General features: G+C 72.5%; 10 protein-coding genes. 7 read left to right on the plus strand and 3 right to left on the minus strand.

What is annotated here, in order from left to right; genetic code table 11:
* The first annotated feature begins 49 nt into the window (after positions 1 to 49).
* A complete protein-coding gene (locus Plo01_RS15710; RefSeq protein WP_203891300.1) occupies positions 50 to 724 on the plus strand; it encodes a DUF998 domain-containing protein in 675 nt (224 codons plus the stop codon).
* Here the strand turns inward: Plo01_RS15710 and Plo01_RS15715 are convergent.
* Positions 694 to 1,323 (minus strand): thymidine kinase, encoded by a 630-nt coding sequence (locus tag Plo01_RS15715; RefSeq protein ID WP_239316383.1) that lies wholly within the window; start codon positions 1,321 to 1,323, stop codon positions 694 to 696. The two genes, Plo01_RS15710 and Plo01_RS15715, sit on opposite strands and share 31 nt — an antisense overlap.
* A 150-nt stretch (positions 1,324 to 1,473) precedes the next feature.
* On the opposite strand from Plo01_RS15715, the gene Plo01_RS15720 reads away from it, so the two are divergent.
* Positions 1,474 to 1,935 (plus strand): hypothetical protein, encoded by a 462-nt coding sequence (locus Plo01_RS15720; protein ID WP_203891301.1) that lies wholly within the window; start codon positions 1,474 to 1,476, stop codon positions 1,933 to 1,935.
* On the opposite strand, the gene Plo01_RS15725 is transcribed toward Plo01_RS15720, so the two are convergent.
* Together Plo01_RS15725 and Plo01_RS15730 are read right to left on the minus strand one after the other, a co-directional pair.
* Positions 1,904 to 2,638, minus strand: coding sequence for a dihydrofolate reductase family protein (locus tag Plo01_RS15725; protein WP_203891302.1), 735 nt, complete (start codon positions 2,636 to 2,638; stop codon positions 1,904 to 1,906). The genes Plo01_RS15720 and Plo01_RS15725 overlap by 32 nt on opposite strands.
* 208 nt (positions 2,639 to 2,846) lie before the next feature.
* Entirely contained in the window at positions 2,847 to 3,515 is a 669-nt protein-coding gene (locus Plo01_RS15730; RefSeq protein ID WP_239316385.1) for an AIM24 family protein, read from the minus strand.
* A gap of 196 nt (positions 3,516 to 3,711) precedes the next feature.
* Between Plo01_RS15730 and Plo01_RS15735 the strand changes: the two genes are divergently transcribed.
* The 5 genes from Plo01_RS15735 to Plo01_RS15755 form a co-directional block, all read left to right on the plus strand.
* The gene (locus Plo01_RS15735; protein WP_203891304.1) at positions 3,712 to 5,760 is read left to right on the plus strand and encodes a hydantoinase/oxoprolinase family protein; all 2,049 of its coding nucleotides are present in this window, start codon (positions 3,712 to 3,714) and stop codon (positions 5,758 to 5,760) included.
* Positions 5,747 to 7,603 (plus strand): hydantoinase B/oxoprolinase family protein, encoded by a 1,857-nt coding sequence (locus Plo01_RS15740; RefSeq protein ID WP_203891305.1) that lies wholly within the window; start codon positions 5,747 to 5,749, stop codon positions 7,601 to 7,603. The genes Plo01_RS15735 and Plo01_RS15740 overlap by 14 nt, the downstream gene beginning before the upstream one ends.
* 102 nt (positions 7,604 to 7,705) lie before the next feature.
* The gene (locus tag Plo01_RS15745; RefSeq protein WP_275415391.1) at positions 7,706 to 8,353 is read left to right on the plus strand and encodes a histidine phosphatase family protein; all 648 of its coding nucleotides are present in this window, start codon (positions 7,706 to 7,708) and stop codon (positions 8,351 to 8,353) included.
* 93 nt (positions 8,354 to 8,446) lie between these two features.
* On the plus strand, positions 8,447 to 10,471 hold the full coding sequence (locus Plo01_RS15750; protein WP_203891307.1) for a hypothetical protein: 2,025 nt from the start codon (positions 8,447 to 8,449) through the stop codon (positions 10,469 to 10,471).
* Positions 10,472 to 10,644: 173 nt separating this feature from the next.
* Positions 10,645 to 11,476 (plus strand): glycogen debranching N-terminal domain-containing protein (locus tag Plo01_RS15755; protein ID WP_373871690.1); only part of this gene is annotated, 832 nt, incomplete at its 3' end.

Genomic DNA, 11,476 nt, shown 5'->3' on the forward strand with positions numbered 1-11,476 from the left:
GGCGGGAGGTTCCCGTTGGGATGAGGAAAGGACCGGTGGAAGGACGATCGTGCAGAGAGCCGCACGTGCGGGGCTGGCAGCGGTGGGCGCCGGGGCGATGATCGTCCTCGGCCTGGACCTGGCCTACCTGGCCGAGGTCGACCCGTTCCGGCGGACGATCAGCGAGCACGGGATCGGCGAGCACGGCTGGCTCTTCTCGCTGGGCCTGGGCCTGCTCGCCGCAGGCTCCCTGGCCATCGGGCTGTCGCTGGTACGGCGGGGGCTGGCCGCGATCCGGTCGCCAGGGGTGCTCGCGCTGCTCGCGTGGAGCGCCGGGCTGCTGGTGACCGCCTGGTTCCCCAAGCACGACTGGTCCGTCGGCCCGAGCCTCAGCGGGAGCATCCACCGGGTGGGCGGCATCGTCGCCTTCCTCAGCCTGCCGCTGGCCGCCCTGATCATCTCCCGGCCGTGGCGGCGCCACCCCGAGTGGCGCGGCTCCGCCCTGGTCGTGTCCGTGCTGGGGCTGGGATCGCTGCTGTGGGTGCTGGGCATCGCCGGGGCCGTGGTGGTCGCCGAGCGCAGCGGCCTGCCCTGGTGGCGGGTGATGCCGCTCGGCCTGGTCGAGCGGGGCATGGCCGTCACCGAGGTCGCGGCGCTGGTGGCGCTGGGGTTCTGGGCGGCCCGCCGGGAGGCGGTGCGGCGGGCCGTACCGGATCAGGCGTCGCCGAGGTCGCCGGTGAGGTAGTGCCGGCGGCACAGGACCTGGTAGCGGACCGGGGCGTCGCCGGTGTCGCCGATCACGATCTGCTCGCCGGTGCGCACCAGCTTGCCCCCGGCCACCCGGGCGTTCAGCCGGCCGGGGCGGCCGCACCAGCACAGGACCTCGACCTGCAGGCGGCTGATCTCGTCGGCGAGCTCGAACAGGCGCTGGGAGGCGGGGAACATCTGGGAGCGGAAGTCGGAGGCCAGGCCGAAGGCGTAGACGTCGACGCCGTGCTCGTCGGCGAGGTGGGCGAGCTGCTCGATCTGGGGGACCGTGTAGAAGCAGGCCTCGTCGCAGATCACGTAGTCGATCGGCTTGCGGGACAGGACCAGCGCCACCAGGTCGAGATCGTCCTCGACCTCGACGGCCTCGCTGTCCAGGCCGATCCGGCTGGTGATCCGCGGCCCGCCCGAACGGTCGTGCTTGGTCAGCACGAGACCACGCCTGCCCTGCCGGCCGTGGTTGTAGTTCATCTGCAGGGCCAGAGTGGACTTGCCGCAGTCCATCGGGCCGAAGTAGAAGCGCAGCACCCCGTCCCGGGGCCCGGCGGGGACGGCGGAGAGGGCGGACAATTCGGTCACAGGGGGCCAGCTTAGTGGGTTCGCGAGGAGTGTTTGGGCAGGCGCGCTTCTTGGTAGGGGTGTCAGGTCCCACGCTGGTCAATGTCCGACTTGGTCGGTTTCCAGAAAGCGTGGGAGATTCTTTTGGCCGACCGAGACATGGGAGAACATGTGACGACAGCCAAAACCCCCACCCTGCCCGCCGCCAGGCCGGTCCCGGCCCAGGAGAGTCCCGCGGCCCCCACGGCCCCCGCCGCTCCCGCGACCGCGGAGTTCCCTCCCGCCCTCGCCGCGATGATGACCGACGACGAGAGGGTCGCGGCCGAGTCGGAGGCGGCTCGCTGGAGGTACGGGTTCTACATCGTCCTGACCGGCCTGATCGTCATCCTGGCCGGATTCGTGGTGATCTCGCTGACCAGTGACGGGGGCGGCGTGCAGTTCGCCGGGCTCGTCGGGGTCGCCGGGGCGATCATCGGCGCCTACTTCGGCGTTCAGGTCGGCCAGTCGGGCAAGGCCCGGGTCGAGGCCGAGCTGCGCCGGACGAACGAGCTGGCGATCCGGCTCGCCGCCAAGATCCACGCGCACGACGCCGACGCTGTGATCAACTCCACCATGGGAGCTCGCCGCCGCTGAGGCCCGTCCCGGAAACCGGCCGCTCCGCGGTCCCCACGCCGGAAGATCCCTGCGTGGGCCGCGGCGGCCCGTCCTGCGCGCGGTGGGCGGCGCCGGAGTCGCCGCTCTCGGAGCGGTCGGCGTCCGGGGCGGCCCGCGGCGCGGAGCGCTCCGGCTCGTAGTGCATCGCGGTGATGCCGCACTCGAAGGGGTGCGCGCCGACCAGGCGGAAGGGCTGGTTGGCGCCGGTGGCCGGGAAGACCGGCAGGCCGGTCCCGATCGCGGTGGGGTTGACGAACAGGTGCAGCTCGTCGACCAGGCCCTCGGCGATCAGGTTCGACACGAGCGTGCTGCCCCCGTAGACGACGATGTCCCCGCCCGGCCGGGCCTTGAGGGCGTTGACGGCCTCGGTGAGGTCGCCGCCGGCCACGACGGCGTTGTCCCAGGGCGACTCGGTGAGACTGTCGGAGATGACGACCTTGGGCGTCTCGTTCATCCAGTCGATGGAGGCCTTGTCCTCGCCCTCGGGCAGGGAGGCCCAGTGCGGGATGAAGCCCTCGGCGAGCTTGCGGCCCAGCACCATGCAGTCCACCGGCGCGGTCAGGGCCTCGATGTAGGCGTTGATGTCGTCGGTCCAGGGGAACCTCATCCAGTCCATCTCGCCGTTCGGGCCGGCCATGTAGCCGTCGGCGGTGGTCTGGACCTGGAGCTTGAGCTTGCGCACGAGGTGCTTCCTTCCGGTTCTTCGGCGGCTCTTCGTCGTCGATGACTCCACCGTGCCGGGAGGTCCTTACGATCTCCTTCCGCCAGGCTTACGGTGCCGGCCGCCGGTCCGTGAAAGTGCAGTTCACCGGTCCGTGAAAGTGCTGTTCACCGGCTCGTGAGAGTGCTGCTCACCGGTCCGTGAGCGTGGTGCCGGGCGGGCCGGACGGTCAGCCGCCGGACTGGGGGATGATCGGGCCCTCGCTGGCCTGGACCAGGACGAAGCCCTGCCCCTTGAAGGCGAGCTGCACGGCCTCGCCGCTCCCGCGCCCGATCATCGCGCCCGCCTTGAAGGTGTGGTTGACGCCCACGTGCAGCCCGGCGCTCCAGCACACCGCGGACTGGCCGTCGGCGTAGGTCGGCGCCTGGGAGGCGTCGAGGAGCACCGGCGTGCCGTGCGCGGTGACCGCCACCCAGCCGGTGCCCGTCAGCGTGGTGTTGAACAGACCGCCGGCGGCGATCCCGGCGCCCTGCACCCGCTGGATGTCCCAGGTGAGCTGCGGGTCGAAGGCCAGCAGGTTCTTGCCGTTGACGGTCAGCGCCTCGTTCTCCAGGTAGAACAGGTGCACATCCTGGGCCTTGTCGGCGAGGAAGAGCAGGCCCTGCCCGCGCACGCGCATCAGCGGCGCGCCCTCCCCGGTCATCATCTTCTTCAGGAATTTGCCGACCCCGCCGGATCCCTCGTAGTTGAAGTCCATGTTCCCCTGGAAGGCGACCATCGAGCCCTGCCGCGCCAGCACCTCCCCGTTGAGCTGTACCCGCAGCATCTTGTTGTTCTGCAGGACGAAGTGCCCGGGTGCCTGACCCTCGTTCAGGTTGCCGAAGAACGCGCTGCGCACGGAGACCGCCCCTCTCGTCGACTGGGTCTCGTCTCGAAACCGCATCTTTTGTGACGAACGGGACCGGGTGGGAGTTCCGGAGAGCGGCGGGGACGCCCGGAGGAGGAACGGGCCGATGAGATTGCCAAGGATCCGGGCCGGTTTCGGCAGGGTCCGCCGATTTGCGGGCTCGGCACGACTGGGTAGACACGGGGGCATGCGCAGCGTCCGTATCGGTGTCGACACCGGGGGCACGTTCACCGACGTGGTCGCGGTGGACGAGCAGACCGGTGAGATCACCACCACCAAGACCCCCTCCACCCCCGCCAATCCCGCCGACGGATTCATGACGGGCGTGCGGAAGGTGCTCGGCGAGCACGATCCCGCGGCGCCGGCGGCCGCGGACGGCGTCAGGGTGTCGTCGGTGGTGCACGGCACCACGGTCGCCACCAACCAGCTCCTCGAGGACCGCATCGCCGACCTCGGCTTCGTCACCACCGAGGGCTTCGAGTCCATCCTGGAGATCGCCCGCCAGAGCGTGCCGGACGGCTACGGCAACTCCTACTTCTGGATCAAGCCGCCCCGCATCGTCCCGGTGCACCGGGTCAGGACCGTCGGCGGGCGGCTGGACCACACCGGCGCGGAGGTCCGGCCGTTCGACGAGGAGCGGGCCGCCGAGGTCGCCCGGTGGTTCCGGGACCGGGGGATCACCGCGATCGGCGTGTGCTTCCTGCACTCCTACGCCAACCCGGAGCACGAGACGCGCATGCGCGAGGTCCTGGCCCGCGAGCACCCCGAGGCGACCGTCTCGATCTCCAGCGACGTGCTGCGCGAGTACCGCGAGTACGAGCGGTCGGTCACCACGCTGGTCGACGCCGCCGTCAAGCCGACCATGCGCCGCTACATCGCCAACCTGGCCGAACGGCTCGGCATGCCGTTCTCGGTGATGAAGAGCAACGGCGGCGTGCTGTCGGCGGCCGAGGTCGTGCACCAGCCGATCACCACCGTGCTCTCCGGACCGGCCGCGGGCGCGCTCGGCGCGGCGCTGATCGCCTCCACCGCCGGGCATCCCTCGGTGATCACGCTGGACGGCGGGGGCACCTCCACCGACGTCGCGGTCGTGGTCGACGGGGAGCCGTCGCTGACCACCGAGGGAAGCATCGGCCGCTACCCGTGCAAGATCCCGATGATCGACATCGTGACCGTGGGCGCGGGCGGCGGGTCCATCGCGTGGATCTCGCCCGAGGGCACGCTCAAGGTCGGCCCGCAGTCCGCCGGGGCCGACCCCGGCCCGCTCTGCTACGGCCGGGGCGGCACCGAGGTCACCGTCACCGACGCGCACGTCTTCCTCGGCCGGGTCCCGCCCCACCTGCTCGGCGGGGAGATCCCGCTCGACGCCGGGGCCGCCCGGCAGGGCGTCGAGGCGCTGGCCGGCAAGCTCGGGCTGAGCCCGGAGCGGACCGCGACCGGCATCCTGGAGATCAGCGCGTTCAACCAGTCCAACGCCATCCGGCAGATCACCGTGAAGCGCGGCCTGGACGTGCGGGACTTCCCGATGGTCGCCTTCGGCGGCTCCGGCCCGCTGCTGGTCTGCCGGCTGATCGACATCCTCGGCCTGCCCGCGGTGCTCGTCCCGCCCGACCCGGGCAACGTCTCGGCGTTCGGCCTGCTCACCGTGGACGTCAAGAACGACTACGTGCGCACCTTCGTCACCCGCGACCTCTCCCTCGACGCCGCCGCCGAGATCTTCGGCGAGCTGGAGGGCCAGGCGGCCGACGCCCTCGACCGCGAGGGGTTCACCGGCCACGTCTTCGCGCGCAGCGCCGACCTGCGTTACTACGGCCAGGCGTACGAGGTCCGCGTCCCCGCCCCGGCCGGTCCGCTGGACGAGTCCTGGCGCGAGGAGGTGCTGGACCGCTTCCACCGCGAGCACGGCAAGCTCTACGGGTACGGCTACCGCGACGACCCCCGGCACGGCGTCGAGTGGGTCAACCTCCGGGTCTCCGGCATCGGCCCGATCACCCGCCCGGCGATCAGGCGCAGGCCGTACGGCGCCGCGGATCCGCAGCCGGCGGGCGCCCGCGAGGTCTGCTACGACGAGTGGGGTCCGGCCCCCCTCTACCGCCGCGCCGACCTGGGCGCGGGCGCGGTGGTCACCGGACCCGCGGTCATCGAGGAGTACGGCTCCACGCTCCCGGTGCACCCCGGCTTCACGGCGACGATGGACGAGTTCGGCAACCTGGAGGTACGTCGTGGGGGAGACTGACGAGGCCGTGCGGGCCGCCGATCCGGTGCTGGTGGAGATCGTCGAGGGCACGCTCGCCTCGGTGGAGAAGGAGGTCGAGACCGCGATCGCGCGCACGGCCCGCTCGCCGATGATCCGCGACGCGCACGACTTCCGCGCGGGCATCCACGACGTACGGCTGCGCAAGCTGACCGGCCGGTCCTACTCGGCGCTGGTCCAGCCGGTCGTCCGGGACTTCCCGATCGGGGAGATGAACCCCGGCGACGTGTTCTTCCACAACGACGTCTACCTGTCCGAGGGCGGCATCGGCCACCTGCCCGACCTGTGCGTCACCGTGCCCGTCTTCCACGACGGCGAGGTGGTCGCGTTCGTGCAGGCGTTCGGGCACCACGACGACATCGGCGGGGCGGTCCCCGGCTCGATGCCCTCGCACGCGCGCAGCGTGTTCGAGGAGGGGCTGATGGTCCCGCCGATCAAGCTCTGGGACCGGGGCGTGCCCAACCGGGCCGCGCTGACGATCATGACGCGGAACTCCCGGATGCCCGACTCGCTCGCCGGGGATCTGGACGCCGAGTGCTCGGCCTGCCTGATGGGCGCGCGGCGGCTGGGCGAGCTGTTCGCCCGCTACGGGCGCGAGGCCGTGGAGGCGTGCTTCGACGCGATCATCTCCAAGACCACCGAGACGTTCCGCCGGGAGCTGCTGGCCAAGATCCCGGAAGGCGCGCACGTGTGGGAGGACTACGCCGAGCACGACGGGGTGGACGATCCCCGCCTGCACGCCCAGCGCATCACCCTCACCGTCGACCACTCCGCGGACGTCCCGCTGGTCATCGACTTCACCGGCACGTCGCCGCAGGCCAAGGGGCCGATCAACCACGCGGGCGACTACGCGGACGGGGTGTTCCTGAAGAAGTGGCTCGCCCCGATCCTGCGCAACCTCGCCGACACCCCCGAGCGCATGGCCGAGCTCGACGTCAACGAGGGCGTCGTCCCGCTGATCGAGATGCGCTTCCCGGAGAAGGGCACGCTGCTCACCCCGATCTTCCCGGCGCCCACCAACGCCCGCACGTTCGTGATCCTGCGGCTGCTGGGCGTGCTGGCCGGGGTGCTGGCCAAGGCCACCGGCGGCCGGATGCCCGCCGACCAGGAGACCATCCGCTACACCGGCGTCCACGGCGAGGACGCCTCCGGCGCGCCGTACCTGATGCGGGAGGTCCTGGGCGGGGGCTCGGGCGGGCGCTGGTACGCCGACGGGGAGGACACGATCCACGTCGTGCCCGACTCGCGCAACATCCCGGTCGAGTTCGCCGAGTCCCGCTGGCCGTTCCGCGTCGAACGCCTCGGCCTGGCCGTCGACTCCGGCGGGCCCGGCCTGTACCGGGGCGGCCTCGGCTACGACAAGCACATCCGGATGCTCCGCGACGCCTCGTTCATGTCCATCGCCGACCGCTCGATCCTGTCGTGCTGGGGCGTGAACGGCGGCCGGGCCGGGCGGCCGTTCCGCGTCGAGATCGAGGGACGCGAGATGGAGGGCCTGGTCGACGACTCACCGGTCCGCGCGGGCGAGGTCATCCGGGTCCGCACCACCGGGGGCGGCGGCTGGGGCTGCCCGCTGGACCGCCCGGCCGAGACGGTGGCCGCCGACGTGCGCGACGGCAAGGTCTCGGCGGAGGGCGCCCGCGACGACTACGGGGTCGTCCTGCACGGCCCCCGCGACGACCCGAGGGTGGACGCCGAGGCCACCGAGGCCCGCCGCGCGGAACTCCGCGCCCTCCTGCCCCAGGACGGGCCGTTCTTCGACCGCGGCCCGGGCTTCCCGTCGCTGTCGGACGGCCGGCCGTACGCGGACGTCGACCTGATGTGACCCCGACACGGGCGGAGGCCGGGCCGCCGCCTCCGGTGGTCCCTCCCGGCCTCTCGGGAAACGGGGCTTGATGGGGCGGGCTCGTGGGGGTTGGCTGGAGGCATGCCTCTGACGATCACCGCTGTACGTCACGGAGAGAGCGAGTCGAATGTGGCGTTCGCGCGGGCCGAGGCGGAGGGCAAGGCCGTCGTCCTGGGCCAGCCCGACGGGGGGGTGGGGCTGAGCGAGCTGGGCCGCCGTCAGGCGACGGCGCTGGGCCGGCGGCTGGCCCAGGGGGATCCGCAGGAGGTGGTGTGGTGCTCGCCGTACCGGCGGGCGGTGCAGACCTGGGAGCTGATCGCCGCGGAGCTGCCGGCGACCCCCGCGATCCGGTTCGACTCCCGGCTCGGGGACCGGCGGATGGGCCGGCTGTCGGGGATGAACCTGGCCGCGATCGAGAAGTACTACCCGGAGGAGGCCGAGTTCCTCCGGCGGCGGGACCATCACCACCGTCCCCCGGCGGGGGAGAGCTTCGCCGACGTCGCGGCCCGGGTCGCGGAGGCGGTCCGGGACATGCGGGCCGAGTGCGCGGGCCGGCGGGTGCTGGTCGTGGCGCACGACGCCGTGGTGCTGACGCTGCGGCAGGTGCTGGCCGAGGCGGCCAAGTCGATCGATCACGTCGCGATCGGCAACACCTCGGTCTCCGTCTGGCGGGGCGGTGAACTGGTGATCTTCAATGACGTCGGTCACCTGGGAGAGATGTCGGCTTAGAACACGATTCTGCATGTTTTGTTGACGAGGCTGTCAATTCTGGGGTCTGCTGTGGGAATCTTCGTCGGGGGGTGAGGTCCGAGGAGGAGTCGCATGCGTCTTCGCATGATCGTGGCGAGTCTCGCGCTGGTCGTGACATCCGTGTCGGCCGCTCCCGCCCTCGCTTCGGACGTCCCCGAGCCCCCCGTCCCCTCCGCCGCGCCGGTCGCCCCGGCCGTGCCGGGATGCGACCCGATCGCCGGCGCCGAGTGCCTGCTCCCGTTCCCCAACGACTGGTTCACCGCGGCCGCGCGCACCCCCACCGGCCTGAGGGTGAACGTCGCCGCCGAGGCCATGCCGCGGAACGCGGCCGGCACGCCGGTCGACCCGGCGCAGTGGAACGCCGCCGACGGGTTCTCCCCGGGCTCGATGCTCCTGGCCCACGTCCCCGGCCTCGACCTCGCCGAGAGCGGCGCCGCGCCCGTCACCGACATCGGCTGGTCGCTGCGGCGCGACGCCCCCATCGTGATCGTCGACACCCGGACCGGGGAGCGCTGGCCGTACTGGGCCGAGCTCGACGCCAACGCCGCCGACCCGGCCCGCCGGGCGCTGATCGTCAGGCCGGCGAAGAACTTCCGGGAGGGGCACCGCTACGCCGTCGCCCTGCGGAACCTGAAGAACGCCGCGAGCGAGGACCTCCCGGTCCCGGAGACCTTCGCCCGGCTCCTGGGCGACCGGCTCCCGTCCGGCGATCCGCTCGCCGCCCGCCAGCGGACGCTCCGCCGGACCCTCGGCGACCTGGCCCGGGCCGGGGTGGACGCGCGCGGGCTCCACCTGGCCTGGGAGTTCACCGTCGCCAGCGAGCAGGGCATCGCCGGGCCCGTGCTGTCCATGCGCGACCAGGCGCTGCGCGCCCTGCGCGGGCGCTCGCCGAAGTTCACGGTCACCGGCGTCACCGACCTGCCCCCCGAGCGGGATCCGCACATCGCCCGCGAGGTCAGCGGGGAGATCGAGGCGCCCAACTACCTCGACAGACCCGGCGGGCCGCCCGGCTCGAACCTCAACCGGGGACCCGACGGGCTGCCCCGCCCGCTCGGCGACACGCTCAAGGCCCAGTACCAGTGCGTGATCCCGCGCTCCGCGTTCACCCGGCCCGCGCACCCCTCCCTGTACGGCCACGGCCTGCTCGGCCGGGCCACCGAGGTCCGGGCCGGCAACGTCCGCGCCATGGCCGGAGAGCACAACTTCGTCTTCTGCGCCACCAAGTGGATCGGCATGTCCGACGAGGACGTCCAGCACGTCGCGGGCGTCTTCGCCGACTTCTCCCGCTTCGGCACGGTCACCGACCGGCTCCAGCAGAGCCTGGTCAACTTCGTCCTCCTCGGCCGGGCCATGACCGGCAAGGACGGGCTGACCGGCCACGAGGCGTTCCAGGACGGCAAGGGCCGGTCGCTGATCGACCGGCGGGCCGGCCTCGCCTTCGACGGCAACAGCCAGGGCGGCATCGCGGGCGGCGCGCTCGTCGCCGTCTCGCCCGACATCCGCAACGCCGTGCTCGGCGTGCCGGGCATGAACTACAGCACGCTGCTCAACCGGAGCGTCGACTTCCAGCCGTTCCAGCGGCTGATGGACCAGAGCTACCCCGACAAGCTGACCCAGCAGATCTGCTTCGCGCTGCTGCAGATGCTCTGGGACCGGGCCGAGGCCGACGGATACGCCCAGCACATGACCGGCGACCCGCTGCCCGGCTCGCCCAGGCACCGGGTGCTCCTGCACGTCGCCTTCGGCGACCACCAGGTCGCCACCGTGACCGCCGAGGTCGAGGCCCGCACCATCGGGGCCCGCATCCACCGGCCCGCCCTGGCCGCGGGGCGCAGCCCCGACGTGGCGCCCTTCTGGGGCATCCGGCCGCTGCCCGACTGGCCGTACCCCGGCTCGGCGATCATCGTGTGGGACAGCGGCACCCCCGCGCCGCCCACGACCAACACCCCGCCGCTCGGCCCGGAGTACGGCAGGGACTCCCACGAGGACCCGCGTCACGACCCCGAGGCCCGCACGCAGAAGGCGTACTTCCTGCGGCACGGCGTGGTCGTGGACGTCTGCGGCGACGCCCCGTGCGTCGCCGACCCGGTGCCCTGACCGGGCCGCCGCCTCCCCGCTCCCGCCGCCTCCCCGCGTCCGGGTCTCCGCAGACCCGGACTAGCCAGCCGAACCACCTGGATGGACTAGCCGGATAACGCCCCGCGCCGGACCGGGCCGGTTACCGTAATGGGCGTTCCCGAAAACGGGTGAGGAGCACGGCCGAGGAGGGCATGCCGGTGAACGCGTGGACGTTCGAAGGCCAGCCGGAGACGCTGGGCGACACGGTCACGCTGGTCGAGGGGGGCTCCTTCTGCGTCTGCGCGAGCAGCGGCGACATCGTCCCGGGCGGGGGCCAGGGGGTCTACCACGCCGACACCCGGATCCTGTCGCGCTGGGAGCTGCGGGTGGACGACCTGCCGGTCGAAACGCTTCAGGTGATCCCCGCAGAGCCGTACCACGCCACCTTCCTCGGCCGGGCGCGGCCGCGCCCGGGGCGGGCGGACAGCACGCTGCTGGTGGTCCGCGACCGCTACGTCGGGGGAGGGCTCCGCGAGGACCTGACCCTGCGCAACCTGTCGGAGGAACCGGCCGGATGCGTGGTCACCGTCCAGGTGAACACCGACGTGGCGGACCTGTTCGAGGTGAAGGCCGGACGCATCCGGCACGTGTCCGAGGCCGCGGCGACCCCCGAGCCGGCCGGCCTGCACATCTTCGCGGCCGACCGGTCGCGCGGGGCCAGGGTGCGGGTGGAGTCGCCCGAGGCCGGGCTGACCACCGCCCCCGGGCTGCTCACCTTCCGGGCGGTCGTCCCGGCGCGGGGGGAGTGGCGGGCCACGATCCTGGTGAACCCGATCATCGAGGGGGAGGAGTCCTCCGCCTGGTTCCCCGCCCACCACGCGCTCGAGCACGCCGAACCGGCCCGGCGGCTGGCCGACTGGACGCGGCTCAGCCCGGTCATCCACACCGGGAGCCCCACGCTGGAGGAGGTCCTGCGCCGGTCCCGGGAGGATCTGGGGGCGCTGCGGCTGTTCGACCCCGACCATCCGGAAGAGCCGCCCACGA

It is taken from the genome of Planobispora longispora (genome assembly GCF_016863135.1).
In the GTDB taxonomy this organism is placed as follows: Bacteria; Actinomycetota; Actinomycetes; order Streptosporangiales; family Streptosporangiaceae; genus Planobispora; species Planobispora longispora.